The sequence below is a fragment of the Chitinophaga pendula genome, from assembly GCF_020386615.1.
Taxonomy (GTDB): Bacteria; Bacteroidota; Bacteroidia; order Chitinophagales; family Chitinophagaceae; genus Chitinophaga; species Chitinophaga pendula.
The window spans coordinates 761,739-776,999 of sequence record NZ_CP077769.1; the positions used below are offsets into that span (position 1 = coordinate 761,739).

Consider the following 15,261-nt stretch of genomic DNA (forward strand, 5'->3'; position numbering starts at 1 on the left):
CTACATTAGCTCCCGCAGCATACAGGCAAACAACAGCCCCTCGGCTATACGTTGTGCCAGCCCTCGTAGCATAAACTGCGGGATTGCTGTCAATAACATACAAAACAGTATAAAGGAATAAAGTAAAGGAAAGGTACCATAGTAAAACAGGACGCCTATTGCCCAGGCATATCCCGCTGTTCCTCCCAGGGTATGTAACTGTTGCCGCCAACTGCCCCATAACGGGGCGCCGGCATCACAGGGCCACAACGCACTGACAGTATAGCCGAACCCCAAACCGCCGGCAATTCCCTGCTGCAAGGGATGCCCGCTGCTCAGAATGGCCACCACGCCTAATAACAATCCTGCCGGCAGAAACAATCCGTAATTGATCCTGCTAGCATCGGGCACCCCTTGCGCTCCTAATTCACTGATCGTGTGGCGCAAAGGATAATAACCCCGCTGGCGGGCACCGAAATAAACAATGCCTGTAACAAGGCCCAAAATGGCCAGGATAGCAGGTACGATGATCATCATAACAAATATATCCATTCCCTGCGTTTATAAATACAGGCGCCCGGAGCGGTAATATGGCACGATTTTCCGGTGTTTCTTACTGAGACCGGACAGAAAGCGGCTGCAAACCACAGCCAGCACATTGACCATATGCGTGCCTACAGACATCAAAGTAAGAGAGAGCCGGAGACCCATCATTAAACCGAAGAACATGGAGAAGCAGGAGGAGATACCTATCACTATCGCTGAAGCCCTAGCAGATGCCCACAAAATATGGAACGATCGCTTTAATCAACTGTTGCTGGGGCAGCAATTGATTACCACGCAAATAGCGCAGCAACAACCGTTGCCCGATATCACCGCGGCTATCGCTCAATGGACGAGGAGTTTTCTCGCCGCTGATTGTGCCATTTCCATTTACAATAACGACCCGGTTACGCAACACCTGGAAGTACTCGCATCGGCAGACCTTCCGGAAGGTTATCACCAGGATATGCCGGCATTACCAGTAGATGCTTCCACTTGCTGCTTTGGATGCGCAGCCACCACGCAGACTGTGAGCATCGCTGCCGATATCGCCACCGACGCCCTATGGACCGGCATATGGAGAGACAGGGCCTTGCAATTCCAACTCCAAGCCTGCTGGTCAGCGCCACTGATCACCATCGAAGGCAGACTACAGGGGGTACTGGCCATCTATTTCAATAAAAAACGTACGCCCGACACCGGAGATACACACCTCATCACACTGGCTGCCCAACTGGTTCAGGCCGCCATTGTCTCCAATCAGCAAAAAGAAATCAGAATAGCGCAGGAACTGAAAACCCGCGACGAACTGGAAGAAGCCCTGAAAGTAGCTGAAATGGGTTCCTGGAATATGAACCTGCACACAATGCACTCTACTTACTCCGCTCTCATCCGCAAATGGTTCGGACTGCCGGCTAATAATGCATCCATGGATACCATACTCGATAGCATACATCGCGAAGATCGGCAGAGAGTAAAGGCTGCCATCATGAAAGCGATCGCAGAGAATGGGATCTATGAGGTGGAATACCGGGTCATCAACCGCGAAAGCAGGCAGGAACGTACCATCTATGTACAAGGTAAAGTACTGCTGGACGACCAGGGCCAACCCTACCTGTTGAGCGGAGTAGCTAAAGATGTAACGCTCCAGCGTATGACAGCACAACAGTTGGAACAGGAAATTGAAAACAGGACCGTCGAACTAAAAGAAGCCAATAACCACCTGTTGCATGCCAACGATAACCTCCAGCAGTTTGTATATGTAGCCAGTCACGACCTGCAGGAACCGCTGAGGAAGATCCACTTCTTCTCCGATATCCTGCTCAACAAACACCAGCTACACCTGGACAACGCCGGACAACAACTGCTGGAAAAAATATCCTTCGCCGCCAAACGAATGACCACGCTCATCAGGGGACTACTGGAATTCTCCCGCCTGAACAACAATGACAGGTCCTATGTAACCGTAGACCTCAATCATGTCATAGATAATATCCGCAGCGACTTCGAGCTGGATATCAACAGTAAGGCTGCTTCTTTTGATGTAACGTCGCTTTGCAGCATACAGGCCGTGCCGGTACAGATCAACCAGTTGTTCTTTAACCTTATCGGTAACGCACTCAAATTTTCGCAGCAAGACCGGCCGCCACAGATACAGATATCTTCCCGTTATCTTGCTGTAGAAGAAAAGATTATATACCCGGACCTCGATCCGCAGTGTGAATATTGTGAACTGGAAGTGAAGGACAACGGTATTGGCTTTGATCAGCAATATGCCACGGAGATATTTGAGATATTTCACCGCCTGCATCACCGGGAAACCTACGAAGGAACGGGTATAGGATTGGCGTTATGCAAAAAGATCGTAGAGAACCATAACGGAAAGATCTTCGCCAGGTCTGCACCTGGCGAAGGAACCAGCTTTCATATCATCCTGCCGGTTAAAGGGCTGGCGAAAAATTGCTGATCGATATATTACTAATATTTTACTGCGGGATACTTATCCCATGTACTTATCCTGCGATACGTGTCGATTTCATACCGGCAGCTTCCAGCATCAGGTAGTGCAGGTCTGTGTTTTTAACGAATGGTTTTAACAGCTCGCTACCGGGACCATACATTGCCAGTTCTACATAGTCGCCGGAATGATCCATAGATCCCCAGCCGATAGAGGTATACGCCGATTGTATCGCTGCCAGCTGGCGGTAAGGTAACTTACGGGGATTGTACAGCCCTGTCTCATCCAACGTTTCATAGTGACTCAGCAAGGTACGGGCTTCTTCTGTCGTGATCACAATACCCTGAGCCACCTCCACACGCTCGATCAGTTTCGCCGGTGTATAATCTTTGGTCACCCCGCTCAGTATCCACTCATTGGTATGTTTGAACTTACCTACTTGGTCAAAATGTGCATTGGCCTGATCGCTGTAGAACAGGCCCGGGTTTGCATTACCATGATCCGTAGTCATGATCACCAGCGTTTCTTTGTCGGCTACTGCGAAGTCAATCGCTACCTTAATAGCATCATCAAAAGCGATCTGGTCATACAGCAACGCACCGGCATCGTTCGAATGAGCACCCCAGTCCACTTTACCACCTTCTACCTGCATTACAAAGCCATTTTTATGCTGTTGCAGGTGAGCGATGGCCTGGCGGGTCATCTCTGCGAGGGTAGGTACCTGCTTTTGCAGCTGGCTGTCCTGCAGCTGATCCAGCGAATAAGGCAGGCCGTTCTCATAAAAGACACCTAATACCGGCGTACCTGGCTGGGCCTTTAATTGCATCAGCTGATCGCGTTCCCGTAGCACGGTATAGCCTTCAGACTGGTAACGGGCGAACAGGTCTACCTTATCTTTACGTTTGTCTGCACTGAAAAATTCTGTACCGCCACCCAGCATAATATCAAACTTTAGCGGCAGGTATTGCATCGCTATCTCCGACTGGTCTCCGCGGCTGCTGTTGCTGATACAAAAGCCGGCAGGGGTGGCGTGTGTGATAGGCACCGTCGTCACACAACCGACTGCTTTACCAGCCGCTTTGAACTTCTGCAATATCGGCTTGTAATGCGTACCATCCTTTGCCACATTGATTGCGCCATTAGGTACACGTACGCCGCCACCCCAGGCAGAACTGGCTGCCGAAGAATCTGTTACCAGCGAGCTGGCAGATGCCGTATCCATCAAAGCCCTTACCGCCTGTCCTTCTTCATACAATTGCATCCAACGGCTCTTACGTCCTTCACGGCGCTGCATCAGCAGGCTGGCCATATTAAGGGTGCCGGTACTCATCCCGTCGCTTACCATGAAAATAATATTGCGGGCTTTCTTACCAGCCAGCAGCTGGTCCGCTGTTATAATCCGTTGCCCTGCCCGGCTACGTACCGCCGGCAATGTCATCCCTAGCAGCGCTAAAGAACTGTTCCTGAAAAAATCTCTTCTGCTCATAATTGAATGCGATTGTAATTTATCGGCAACGGAAAGTCCCCCCGTGCACCGCATAAAAGTAAAAAGCAGAAAATAGATATGCAACTTTGTTTCAAAAATATAACGATTTGATCATATCTGCTACTTGCATCTGTCCTCTTTTCTATTAAGCGTGTCAGGTTGACAATAGGGGAAAAAAGTAAAGAGCTACCCACCGGGCAGCTCTTTACGTATATGGTAATATGGTACAGCGCTTCAACGTCGGCGTACGTTCGCCCGTATCCAGGCAGCGAGGTCGGTGATCAGCTGTGTATCTACCTGTCCGGGCAGCGAGTATTCCAGCGGTACGCTGGGCCTGTCAGTGTTCAGCGAGATCATCTGGTGGTTGAGGGTAGGATAGAATTTGAAAGTGACGCCAGGTACATCTGCCAGTTTGATTTTCCAGAGATCGAATTCTTTTGTAGTAACCTGGTAATCACGGCCACCTTGTGCGATGAAGATCGGAATACCCAGGCTGGCAGCTACCAGGCCGGGATCGTATTGTTTAAGGTCCAGCCAGTAACCGGCTCTTACATGATCAGGCAGGGAGTCTATGCTGGCAGCGGCAGACAAAGTATCGGAGGCGACGCGTTGCCATTGCCTGCGCATCTTGTCATATACGTCGTTGGACATGGTCTTTCTGCTATGTAGGTAGTCCAGCTGTTCCAGTACCGTCACGCCAAGGTCGCGCACATTGGCTTCCAGCAATGCAATGCCGCTCACATTCGGTTGGCCGGCAGCTATGCGCGGCGCCAGCATCCCTCCCAGGCTATGGCCTACATAGAAGATGTTGCTGGTATCGACACCTGGCAGCGTGCAAAGGTAACGCAGGGCAGCAATGGCATCGTTGGTCACTTCGTCAGCTACGGTATAATCAGCCTGCATCGAGGCTGCATTGGCCACTGTACGTTTATCATAACGAAGCACAGCGATACCCTGCTCACTCAGCCCATCGGCCAGGTCGCGGTATATCTTGTTAGGACCGTATGTGCCATCCATATCGGTGGGACCGGAGCCCCCCAGCAATATTGCCGCAGGATACTTACCCGGCTGGTTGGGAAGTGTCAGCCGGCCATTCAGCAGGATACCGTCCGTTGGGATGGACACGTTGATAGCTGTATAGAAAGAGGAAGGCCGGTCGGAGAGGGGGCTGGTACTGGCCGGCGATATAGGCGGCATATCTTCGGCCAGCGTGTAGGATAATATCTTATGTGCCGGCGAGAAGATAAAACGGATGCGGATGGTATGACGATCAAATACGCAGGTTTCGATGATGGTAGTGTAGCTCTGCTGCGGAATGATCTCGCTGGTCCAGGAACGGCGATAACTGCCGTTGGCAAACTGGATCTGGTCAGTCCAGATAGACCGTAATCCACTTTCATTCAGCCGGCTGGTAACTCCGGCGTCCATTAACTGCAGCGCTTCGGCAAATTGCCCTCTCTGTTGCAGGGTCAGGAATTGTTTGGTCAGTAATGTGTCGTTGTTACTTTGCCTGGCCAACGCGGCGCTACAACTCAGTACACAAAATAGACATAGCAGGGTTAATGTCTTCATAGCGAAACGATCGGGATTTCACTAAAGATACAGCTATAGGGCGACATTTTTATTCCAATGGTAATGGCAGCTTTATTCCAATGGTAATTGCAATCCCTTGAACAATGTTTGCATAGTCGTGATCTGTTTGCTGGTCACATGGGCCTTGTCATAAGCCAGGTAGATAGTATTGTGTGTATCCGTAGGCGTAGCCCACAGCTTTTGCAGCAGTCCTCTGTTGATCAGATCGCATACCAGGTAGTCGGACGCGATGGTAACGCCTTTGCCGTGGATGAGTGCTGTAAGGATAGAGGTGAAGTCGGGGATGATATAACGGGGCCGCACCGGTGGGCGCTTGCGGAAGTTGTTGAGCCAGAAGCGGCGTATGATCATCAGGTCGCCGCTATAGGCAAACCAGTCCTGCGCTGTCAGCCACTGCTCTGCCTGCACTAGGTTATCTTCGGCCAGCGCCTTCGCCAGCGAGGTAGCGTCCAGTTGTGTGCTGCCTACCAGGTGGAAACGTTCCTTCAACACCGGCTCATACACCACATTCCGCTCCGTACAATGGGTGGCGATCACAAAATCCAACTCTCCCTTGTTCAACTTCTGCATCAGGTCCCGGGTGATCCCAAACTCAAAGATGAAATGAGCCGGCACCTGGCTGATATGCGGCGCCATAATGGCCTCAAAAAATTCCCTCGGCGCTCCAATGCGGGTGATCGGCATACAGTCGTAAAGACAGGCCTCCCGGAAGTCCGTTTCCACCGTTTCCAGCTTCTCCACCGCCTCGATGATCTGGGTGTAAAATAACTTACCATAATCCGTCGGTACCATTTTCCGCGGCTTACGTTCAAATAACTGCTGCCCCGTATAGTGCTCCAATGCAGACAGATGCTGACTTACATTGGGCTGGGAAATAGATAACTCCTGTGCCGCTCCGGTCAGCGTCCCCGTCTGATAGATCGCCTTGAAGGTGCGGTACCATTCGAAATTTACCATACGCAAATGTATAAATAAATTTATACTGACTAATAAATTACATTATTTTATTTATACGTCAAGAAGTGCCAGCTTTGTAGTGTGAAGCAACATTATTACAGATTGAAAATTTAAAAAAGATGGATTTACAATTAACAGGAAAAACAGCATTTATAAGTGGAGCTACGCAGGGGATAGGTTTTGGTATTGCCAAACAACTGCTGGAGGAAGGTGCAAAGGTGATTATTAACGGCCGGAGCCGGGAGAAGCTGGCGGCAGCTGTACAACGGTTGAAGGAGCAGGTGCCGGGTGCACAGGTAAGCGGTATCGCCGCCGATTTTGCGGATGTAGCGACGGTGGATGCGTTATTGGCGGAGTTGCCGGAAGTAGACATCCTGGTCAATAATGCTGGTATTTTCGAACCTAAACCATTTACGGAGATTACGGACGCGGACTGGCTGCACTTTTTCGAAGTGAATGTGCTGAGCGGCATACGGTTGTCCCGCCATTACCTGCCGAAGATGTTGGCGAAGAACTGGGGGCGTATCATCTTTATCTCCAGTGAGTCGGCGATCAATATACCGGAAGAGATGATACAATACGGTACCACTAAAACGGCGCAGCTGGCCATCAGCCGCGGGCTGGCGGAACTGACCAAGCGCACCGGTGTGACGGTCAATACGATATTACCTGGCCCTACCAGCTCTGAAGGGGTCGATGAGTTTATGAAACAGATGGCTGTATCTGAACATACTACTAAAGAACAGGTGGAAGAAGACTTTTTTAAAAAGTTACGTCCGACCTCTTTACTACAGCGCCTGGCAACAGTAGAAGAGGTAGCTAATCTTGTTACCTATATAGCCAGCCCCCGCTCATCAGCTACCAATGGTGCCGCATTAAGAGTTGACGGTGGCGTCGTAAAATCCATTATCTAAACCCCATGATACCCCTAAAATACTATGGACAATGAAACACAGTACAATTATACATACAACAGCATGGACCTTATTCAAGGTATGGAGTATACTGCTATTCAGCAGTGCGAGCTTATACGGGCAGGTCACGCAAGGTGTCAATAAAGAGCGCCTGCAGCAGCTGGACCGTTTGATAACGGAGCATATCCGGCAGCAACATATTCCCGGTGCCAGCGCTTTGATCATCCGCAATGGAGAGATCATCTATAATAAAGCATTCGGCTATGCAGATATAGCTGCACAGCGCCCGATGCAGACCAACAGCATATTCCGTATCGCGTCACAAAGTAAGGCGATCACCAGCCTGGCAGCTATGATGCTGTGGGAGGAGGGGCATTTCCTGCTGGACGATCCTATCTCCAAATGGATACCTGCTTTCAAAGATGCGCAGGTGCTGAACAGTTATGACAGCCACGATACTACTTATACGACCCGTACGGCAGCGCGGGAGATCACGGTACGCGACCTGCTGCGGCATACTTCCGGTATTGCCTACCCGGCCGTGTTCAGCGACCACCGGATGTGGGCGATCTATATGAAGGCCGGTGTGCCCAGCGGGATCGGTACCACCAAAGGCACGCTGAAAGAAAGTGTGGAATTGATGGCCAAACAGCCATTACAACATGATCCCGGCACTGCTTTTACGTACGGATATAACACCGATATATTAGGTTACCTGGTGGAGATATGGAGTGGTCTGTCACTGGAAGAGTTCTTCCACAAACGGATATTCACGCCGCTGGAGATGCAGGATACCTATCTGCACATTCCTGCAGAAAAACAAGCGCGCCTGGTGACCCTCTACGAAAGTAAAGGTGCGCAGCTGGTCAGGACCGATCACCCGATATATGAAGGCGTAGATCCGCAGTTCCCGAATTTAAACGGAACCTATCTGTCCGGTGGCGCCGGGCTGAGCTCCACAACCGGAGACTACGCGCGGTTCCTCAGCCTCATACTTAACAAAGGTAGCTACAAAGGCAAACGCCTGGTGAGCCGCAAGACGATAGCGCTGATGCTGACCAACCAGTTGCCCGAAGGAGTGCATGCCTCTCCTTTTCCTGCACAGGCACCGGATTTTCAATTTGGCCTGGGCTTCGAACTGGAGACTGCCAAAAACGATTATCTCCAGCCGTACAGCATAGGTACTTTCAGCTGGGGAGGTGCATTTAATACGCACTATTGGGCAGACCCCAAAGAACAGTTGATCGGATTAATATTTACGCAGGAATATCTTTCTCCTTACTGGCGTATAGGCGAAGCCTTTAAAGTGGGTACCTACCAGGCTTTACAGGATTAAGGGTTTATTACATAACAACGAAGGGGGATGCCTGTGCAGGTGTCCCTCTTTTTTTTTGTGTGTCCTTATTTTGTTGTGGTAGGTAGAGTGTTAATTGTGTCTGTATCTGTGTCTGTGTTGGCAGTGTTATCGGTGCCGTTGCGATGTATATCTCCCCAAGTGTTGAGCTGTTTCCAGATAGGGGCCAGTAACTTAGCATATTCACTGAGTTCATATTCTACACGGGGAGGTACTTCTGCATATACTTTACGACGGATCAGCTGATCTCTTTCCAATTCTTTCAGCTGCAAAGTGAGCATACGTTCTGATATCTGAGGGATGGCCTGTTTGAGGTCCCGGAAGCGCATAACGTGGTGGGCATTGTCTTCCAGTTTGAACAATATCAATAGTTTCCAGCGGCCACTGAGGATATTCAATGCATAGACCATTCCGCAACGGTCTCCTGTTACTTTACGGTTGATATTGTTAGATGAGTTTTCTTTTCTACCTGGCATTACTTACAAATTTGTTCGTGACACACAATTCGCGTACTATCTCAAAGTTAGTAAGGACGCGCCTAATTTTGCTTTTAAAATAATACGAAATATCAACCGATAGTTAATCATGAAAGTTTTAATTGTATTAGCACACCCGGAGCCACAGAGTTTTAATGCAGCGATGTATCGTACAGCGGTACAGGCAGTAGAGGCTGCCGGACATGAAGTGAAAGTATCTGACCTCAACCAACAGGCATTCTATGCGGTGTCTGACCGTTCCAATTTTAAGAGTGCCAAAGATGCGCAGTTCCTGAAGTTACAGCTGGAAGAAACCTATGCTACATCGACGCGGACTTTTTCTCCTGGTCTTGAAGCAGAGATACAGAAAGTGGAGTGGTGCGATCTGATGATCTGGCAATTTCCGCTATGGTGGTTTGGACTGCCTGCTATCCTGAAGGGATGGGTAGACCGGGTATTTGCCATGGGCCGCGCTTATGGTGATGGCCATGTATATGAGCATGGACTCTTCAGAGGTAAAAAAGCGTTATTGTCTCTTACAACCGGTGGAGGCGTTGCGGACTATGAGTCGACAGGGTTGAATGGAGATATGCAAGGTATATTGAGACCTATTCACCGGGGTATTCTTGAATTCACCGGCTTTGAAGTGTTGCAGCCTCAGCTGGTATACGGACCTGCCAGGTTAACGGAAGAAGAGCGCCGGCGGGAGCTGGATAACTGGACATCGCGTTTACAGCAGATCACTACGGAGACCGCTATCCAGGTAGGCATGTACTAATTCCATATCCTGTTTTGGCGGGCAAAGCAGACTGTGCTGACAGGCAGTCTGCTTTTTTATTTCCCGGCAGGCATGGTTTTTCTGGTATATAATAGCAGCAGCAAAAGAAGGGATAGATAAGCGGGGAAATAGCAGCAAGGATGGAAATAGCGATGAGAAAGTTCCACAACTGCGGGAACGACAGGAACATATTTTATTCACCTTTTAACCATTTTTTATGAGCCATCAGCCAGATAAACATATCCAAAGCGACCAGCCTGCTCCATCTACTCCTGCGGAACAGGAAAAAGAGAAGCAACAAACCCCTCCTCCTGAAAAAGAGACACCGGAAACGGGTCAGCAAGGATTGACGAAAGAGGAGCTGCCGGATGCTACCAATGAATCCACCGGGATTATTGGCAGTGGTCAGCGGCAGGATTCCAATTGAACCGCAAGGCCCTGGTGCCTGACGCCGGAACAGCGACAGGCACATGCCTTTTACCGGGAGGCGCTGGAATGCCTTACGGAAAGTGGTGCTGATTTTATGTTGGGAGGCGCGTTCGCCTTGTTTCACTACACCGGTATCTTCCGGGATACCAAAGACCTGGATATCTTCTGTAAATACACGGAGTATCCCAAGATCCTGAAATACTTTGCCGCCAAAGGATACCGGACAGAGCTGACGGATGTGCGCTGGCTGGCGAAAGTGTTTAAAGGGGCGTACTATATCGATATCATTTTCGATACGGTCAACAACATTTGCCGGGTTGATGACACGTGGTATCAGTATGCGGTGCCGGCTACGTTCGAGGGAGTACCTGTCAAACTGATCGCACCGGAGGAGTTGATATGGTGTAAGGTGTATGTGCAGAACCGGGAGCGGTTTGACGGAGCGGATGTGAACCATGTTATGTTGCGTTGGCAGGGACTGGATTGGCAGCGTGTCCTGTTCCGCCTGGACCAGCACTGGCATTTATTGCTTTCGCAGTTGTTGATCTTCCAGTTTGTGTATCCGGCGGACTATGCCGATATTATTCCCCGCTGGTTATTTGACGATCTGATGCGGAGGGCACAGGAGCAGTATGAGCTGCCTCGCCCGTTGGAGAGGGTGTGCAGGGGGCCGGTCATCGACCAGACGCAGTATGCCGTGGATATCAGGGAATGGGATTATAAGTCATGTACTATTAAAACAGTATGATCATGGAGTCGACAACGAAACCTGTAAGGATAGCAGCGATAGCGGATATTCATGTAAGTGCCACGGACAAGAACCGGTGGGTGGAGTTTTTCAGAACGGTATCCCAGCAAGCGGATGTGTTGCTGATATGCGGAGATCTTACAGATACCGGTGACGAATCGGAAGCGGAGATATTGCAGGCCGAGATGAAGTCTTGTACGATACCCGTGGTATGTGTGCTGGGCAATCATGATTATGAGAAAGGGCGGCAGAAGTTGATCCGTCAGATCGTGCAGGAGCAGCATCATGTGCATGTGCTGGATGGAGAGGCGGTGATCCTGCATGGGGTCGGTTTTGCCGGTGTGAAGGGATTTGGCGGAGGATTTGACGGGCATATGCTGTCGATGTTTGGCGAGACGGCGATGAAAGCATTTGTGCAGGAGGCGGTGGATGAGGCGTTGCACCTGGACCGTGCTTTGGCGCGGCTGGACCAGGAGCATGCGGATATCAAAAAGGTAGCGCTGATGCATTATTCTCCTATGTTGGAGACGGTAAAAGGGGAGCCGGAGCAGATCTATCCCTTCCTGGGGTCCTCCCGGCTGGCGGAGCCGCTGGTACGCCGGAAGGTAGTGGCCGCGTTCCATGGTCATGCGCATGCCGGCACTGCCAAAGGGATGCTGAGCGATATCGTACCGGTATATAATGTGGCCAGGCATGTATTGGACACTGCTCATCCTGCAGCAGGGTTCTTTTTGCTGGAGCTGTGAAATCAACTTATTTTTGACGAAAAGAGAGCATGCGATTGCGAGCATTGGCGACCACCTTCAAGGATGCATTCAAAGAATTGAGTAGCAATGACCCCCTGCGGCTGGCAGGTGCCACTGCATTTTTTACCACCTTCGCATTACCCGCTATATTGATCATCATATTGCAGTTGTTACGCCTGCTTTTTAACGGGCGGCACCTGGGACGTCATTTGTTTGCCGAACTAAGCGGTATCATCGGTAAAGAGCCTACAGAAGAGATCCTCAAAACTTCCCGTGCTTTTCGTGGTATTGCACAGAACTGGCTGATCGCGATCGGCGGTTTCCTGTTCCTGTTGTTTGTGGCCACCACCTTGTTCAAGGTGATCAAAAGTTCGCTGAACCAGGTATGGAAGATACGTAAGGAGCCCGGTATCACGGTAGGGCAGATCCTGTTATCCCGCTTACGCGGTGTGCTGGTGATCCTGTTCACCGGTGCGATCTTCCTGATAGACCTGACGGCGCAGGCTGTGCAGGCATTCCTTGGTAAATATATTCAGGCCTTTATACCCGGCATTGCCCATTATTACAACAGTACGCTGAACTATGCGATCTCCATCGTGACGGTGACAGCCTGGTTCGCGCTGGTGTTTCATTTTCTGCCGGACGGACGTCCTCGCTGGAAGATCAGTCTTACCGGCGCTTTCGTGACCAGTATCCTCTTCAATATCGGGAAACTGGTATTGCACTGGTTGCTGGTATACAGCAGTATCAACAGCATCTATGGTGCTTCTGCTTCTATGGTATTGATATTATTGTTTGTATTCTATACCTCTATGATCTTCTATTATGGCGCAGCTTTCACCTATGTATGGGCGATACAGGTCGGACATCCTATTGCGCCATTACCACATGCTTTCCGTTATCAGCTGACAGATGAAACACAGGAAGAAGGGCCTGCTGCAGCTTCTTCACCAGCCTGATAAACAGCTCCGTCCCTTTGCCTGCAGGCAAAAGAACGGAGCGTTGATGTGTTAGTGGTATATATAGGACTGGTTAGAAGTTCCAGCGGATGCCTGCATTCAGGAAATAGTTGGCCGTAAGTCTATGTACGGGTGCATTACTGAATAGCTGTGAAAGGCTTTTGTCGGTATATTGAAAACTCCTCAATGCCATTAATCCCCCGCTATATCTCACCTCTACTTTTTTACCTATGCGCCAGGTGTGTTCCAGGCCGATCGGCAATTCCCAATAACTTAACAGGCGTTTATCATGCAGTTTAGTATCTACATCGTACGGTACTTGTTTAGGGCGGAAATACAAGGTCAGGTCTGATTGTTTGGAGGCTTTGTAAGTGAGGCTGACATTTTCGGGCAGTACTACATCAACTTGCCATTTGCCCTGGGTATGGTACTGGAATAAAACACCCGGTAGTAACAACGGTACGCCTACTACGTTGGTGGCGACGGCGCCGAATCCATAGGTGAATTTGCCTTTTTGTTTGATAAAGAAAGCACCAGCGTTGATGAAGAGGTCATTGCTGTTGATCTCGGAGAGGTCGGTATACAAGCCTACGGATGCGACGGCCAGCAATGACCAGTTATTACGCAGGGAGCGAAGGTGTTGTACGCCTATATCTGCATTGAGTAACTCGGACGGGAGTACTCTTTTTTCAAAATCTTTGTTGGTGAGTTTGGAATAGCTGCCTCTTACGGTCATGGCCCAGGCACGATAGCGGTGGGTGACGGTATCCATTTTATTGGAGAGCAGGAAATTGGCTTCGAAGTTGAACCGCTGCATGGCGCTGGTGGAGCCTGTCTTTACGCTGTCTTCCGGACGTACGTAGCGCGAGCCAGGTGAGTAATCTACGGAGAAGCCCATACCAGACGGGCGCAGCTGCGCGGAAGCGGATGGACGGTAGAGCAGGGAGGTGGCCAGGATAGTAACGAGCGCAGTAAAAGTGTACCGCACAGTGCGGCAGCGGTGGGTGCGCGGCATGATGGCAGTAGATGTCGTTGGTGCGTTGTCAGGCATTTGATGCAGTTTATTTATCATGTTAAAAAAAAGTTAAAAGGCACCCTGAAGAAGGGGGAAAGCGAATGATGATTTGTCTGGAATACGCAGGCGGCCTGACGATCCTATCCTGTTAATGACCACTGCAAATTGCTTAATCCGGAAGAGGCGATGTTGCAAAAAAGGGATTTTAAGATTTGCGAAAAGCGTATTTATGAGTATTACTATTACCAATGAGACGATGGAGGTATTTCATCAACCGGCGTTGCGATTATACCCGGATAAGCTATCGGCTCCGCAGGTGACCCGGGAAAGCCGGGATGAGCATTATACCTTTTGGGACAGTTATTTTGAGCAGCTGTATTTTGATGGTATGCATGCCGGTTTTTGTACGGCGGAGGTGCACCATGATATCTATATCACCAGTGAGCAGACATCGGCGATGCCCGGTATGGTATTTCTGCAGCGGGGCGGTATTACGGCTATCCGGCAGGATTATGAGGGACCGCAGCATTTGGGGGAGCAGCAACATAATTTTGTCTTTGATCCCTATGCTACCGCTACTACGATGATCCGTGGGCAATCGCAGCTGGATGTGTTCGTGCTTAGTTTTTTGCCGGAACGTTTTTTACAGTTGGTATCCGACACGGGGCCTGTGATGGATCGCATAGCAGAAAGCATTGCAGCCAGCCGGCCATTTACATTCCGGTTACAGCAGCATATGCCTATTACGCCCAAGATGCAGGCATTGATCACCGAGATCCGGCAATGCCGGTATCCGGAAGGCTTGAAAAAGTTGTTCCTGCAATCCAGGGTATTGGAGTTGCTGGCCCTTCAATGTGAGCAGCTGGAAGCCGTATATGGACATAAACAAAAGTGTTCGAAGCTGACGCCTGCGGATATCAGGAAGGTACAGTTGGCCAAGGAAATATTATTGAGTGATATACAGCATCCGCCGTCGCTGACGGAATTATGCCGGCAGGTAGGTTTGAATGAGTTCAAGCTGAAGGTTGGATTTAAGGAAGTCTTTCATCATACAGTATTTGGATATCTGAAGGCATTCCGGATGGAGCGGGCGCGTACGTTGTTGGCCAACCGGTCGATGTCTGTTACGGAGATCGCATATGAGATGGGGTATGCTTCCTTGCATCACTTCAGTAACGAGTTTAAGAAACATTTTGGTGTAAGTCCTGCCAGTATGAGATAAGTTGGATCATTTAACTTTTTATTAGGAGCGGGCGATGTAATAGTAAGGAGGGAAGTACGTTGTAGGGAAGATGCTGTTCGTGTACGGCAGTATCTGATATACCGA

General features: G+C 49.9%; 15 protein-coding genes. 9 read left to right on the top strand and 6 right to left on the bottom strand.

From position 1 onward, the window contains the following. Entirely contained in the window at positions 1 to 531 is a 531-nt protein-coding gene (locus KTO58_RS03090) for a DUF998 domain-containing protein (RefSeq protein ID WP_095840794.1), read from the bottom strand. A 175-nt stretch (positions 532 to 706) separates the two neighbouring features. Between KTO58_RS03090 and KTO58_RS03095 the strand changes: the two genes are divergently transcribed. Continuing rightward, positions 707 to 2,488, top strand: coding sequence for a sensor histidine kinase (locus KTO58_RS03095; protein ID WP_095840793.1), 1,782 nt, complete (start codon positions 707 to 709; stop codon positions 2,486 to 2,488). A gap of 46 nt (positions 2,489 to 2,534) precedes the next feature. Here KTO58_RS03095 and KTO58_RS03100 read toward each other — a convergent pair whose 3' ends face one another. The 3 genes from KTO58_RS03100 to KTO58_RS03110 form a co-directional block, all read right to left on the bottom strand. Continuing rightward, a complete protein-coding gene (locus KTO58_RS03100) occupies positions 2,535 to 3,965 on the bottom strand; it encodes an alkaline phosphatase (protein WP_095840792.1) in 1,431 nt (476 codons plus the stop codon). A 234-nt stretch (positions 3,966 to 4,199) separates the two neighbouring features. Next, positions 4,200 to 5,537: an alpha/beta fold hydrolase gene (locus KTO58_RS03105; RefSeq protein ID WP_095840791.1), complete on the bottom strand. Its 1,338-nt coding sequence runs from the start codon at positions 5,535 to 5,537 to the stop codon at positions 4,200 to 4,202. 72 nt (positions 5,538 to 5,609) lie between these two features. Beyond that, positions 5,610 to 6,515: a LysR family transcriptional regulator gene (locus tag KTO58_RS03110; protein WP_225860031.1), complete on the bottom strand. Its 906-nt coding sequence runs from the start codon at positions 6,513 to 6,515 to the stop codon at positions 5,610 to 5,612. 119 nt (positions 6,516 to 6,634) lie between these two features. Here KTO58_RS03110 and KTO58_RS03115 point away from each other — a divergent pair, with 119 nt between their 5' ends. Next, complete coding sequence (locus tag KTO58_RS03115; protein ID WP_225860032.1) at positions 6,635 to 7,429, top strand: SDR family NAD(P)-dependent oxidoreductase; 795 nt, start codon at positions 6,635 to 6,637, stop codon at positions 7,427 to 7,429. 31 nt (positions 7,430 to 7,460) lie between these two features. Further along, complete coding sequence (locus KTO58_RS03120) at positions 7,461 to 8,765, top strand: serine hydrolase domain-containing protein (RefSeq protein WP_095840788.1); 1,305 nt, start codon at positions 7,461 to 7,463, stop codon at positions 8,763 to 8,765. 65 nt (positions 8,766 to 8,830) lie between these two features. Here the strand turns inward: KTO58_RS03120 and KTO58_RS03125 are convergent, their stop codons facing one another. Beyond that, complete coding sequence (locus tag KTO58_RS03125; protein ID WP_095840787.1) at positions 8,831 to 9,259, bottom strand: winged helix-turn-helix transcriptional regulator; 429 nt, start codon at positions 9,257 to 9,259, stop codon at positions 8,831 to 8,833. A gap of 109 nt (positions 9,260 to 9,368) precedes the next feature. On the opposite strand from KTO58_RS03125, the gene KTO58_RS03130 reads away from it, so the two are divergent. From KTO58_RS03130 to KTO58_RS03150, 5 genes are all read left to right on the top strand, one after another. Beyond that, entirely contained in the window at positions 9,369 to 10,037 is a 669-nt protein-coding gene (locus KTO58_RS03130) for an NAD(P)H-dependent oxidoreductase (protein ID WP_095840786.1), read from the top strand. A 217-nt stretch (positions 10,038 to 10,254) separates the two neighbouring features. Beyond that, positions 10,255 to 10,464, top strand: coding sequence for a hypothetical protein (locus tag KTO58_RS03135; RefSeq protein ID WP_095840785.1), 210 nt, complete (start codon positions 10,255 to 10,257; stop codon positions 10,462 to 10,464). 63 nt (positions 10,465 to 10,527) lie between these two features. After that, positions 10,528 to 11,214, top strand: a complete 687-nt coding sequence (locus KTO58_RS03140) for a nucleotidyltransferase (RefSeq protein WP_225860247.1) — start codon at positions 10,528 to 10,530, stop codon at positions 11,212 to 11,214. Between the two features lie 2 nt (positions 11,215 to 11,216). Then, positions 11,217 to 11,960 carry a metallophosphoesterase family protein gene (locus tag KTO58_RS03145; protein ID WP_095841731.1) on the top strand — a complete coding sequence of 248 codons (744 nt, stop codon included), beginning with the start codon at positions 11,217 to 11,219 and terminating at the stop codon, positions 11,958 to 11,960. A 29-nt stretch (positions 11,961 to 11,989) separates the two neighbouring features. Next, on the top strand, positions 11,990 to 12,919 hold the full coding sequence (locus tag KTO58_RS03150; RefSeq protein ID WP_095840783.1) for a YihY/virulence factor BrkB family protein: 930 nt from the start codon (positions 11,990 to 11,992) through the stop codon (positions 12,917 to 12,919). A gap of 73 nt (positions 12,920 to 12,992) precedes the next feature. Here KTO58_RS03150 and KTO58_RS03155 read toward each other — a convergent pair whose 3' ends face one another. Continuing rightward, positions 12,993 to 13,970, bottom strand: a complete 978-nt coding sequence (locus KTO58_RS03155) for a DUF6268 family outer membrane beta-barrel protein (RefSeq protein WP_157753222.1) — start codon at positions 13,968 to 13,970, stop codon at positions 12,993 to 12,995. A 193-nt stretch (positions 13,971 to 14,163) separates the two neighbouring features. On the opposite strand from KTO58_RS03155, the gene KTO58_RS03160 reads away from it, so the two are divergent. Next, entirely contained in the window at positions 14,164 to 15,156 is a 993-nt protein-coding gene (locus tag KTO58_RS03160) for a helix-turn-helix transcriptional regulator (protein WP_157753221.1), read from the top strand. Positions 15,157 to 15,261: the final 105 nt, after the last annotated feature.

Bases quoted from the DNA above. Each gene is read 5' to 3' on its own strand.
- KTO58_RS03135 (WP_095840785.1), top strand. From the start codon at position 10,255: ATGAGCCATCAGCCAGATAAACATATCCAAAGCGACCAGCCTGCTCCA.
- KTO58_RS03100 (WP_095840792.1), bottom strand. From the start codon at position 3,965: ATGAGCAGAAGAGATTTTTTCAGGAACAGTTCTTTAGCGCTGCTAGGG.
- KTO58_RS03105 (WP_095840791.1), bottom strand. From the start codon at position 5,537: ATGAAGACATTAACCCTGCTATGTCTATTTTGTGTACTGAGTTGTAGC.
- KTO58_RS03090 (WP_095840794.1), bottom strand. From the start codon at position 531: ATGGATATATTTGTTATGATGATCATCGTACCTGCTATCCTGGCCATT.
- KTO58_RS03155 (WP_157753222.1), bottom strand. From the start codon at position 13,970: ATGCCTGACAACGCACCAACGACATCTACTGCCATCATGCCGCGCACC.
- KTO58_RS03125 (WP_095840787.1), bottom strand. From the start codon at position 9,259: ATGCCAGGTAGAAAAGAAAACTCATCTAACAATATCAACCGTAAAGTA.
- KTO58_RS03115 (WP_225860032.1), top strand. From the start codon at position 6,635: ATGGATTTACAATTAACAGGAAAAACAGCATTTATAAGTGGAGCTACG.
- KTO58_RS03160 (WP_157753221.1), top strand. From the start codon at position 14,164: ATGAGTATTACTATTACCAATGAGACGATGGAGGTATTTCATCAACCG.
- KTO58_RS03145 (WP_095841731.1), top strand. From the start codon at position 11,217: ATGGAGTCGACAACGAAACCTGTAAGGATAGCAGCGATAGCGGATATT.
- KTO58_RS03130 (WP_095840786.1), top strand. From the start codon at position 9,369: ATGAAAGTTTTAATTGTATTAGCACACCCGGAGCCACAGAGTTTTAAT.
- KTO58_RS03150 (WP_095840783.1), top strand. From the start codon at position 11,990: ATGCGATTGCGAGCATTGGCGACCACCTTCAAGGATGCATTCAAAGAA.
- KTO58_RS03110 (WP_225860031.1), bottom strand. From the start codon at position 6,515: ATGGTAAATTTCGAATGGTACCGCACCTTCAAGGCGATCTATCAGACG.
- KTO58_RS03095 (WP_095840793.1), top strand. From the start codon at position 707: ATGGAGAAGCAGGAGGAGATACCTATCACTATCGCTGAAGCCCTAGCA.
- KTO58_RS03120 (WP_095840788.1), top strand. From the start codon at position 7,461: ATGAAACACAGTACAATTATACATACAACAGCATGGACCTTATTCAAG.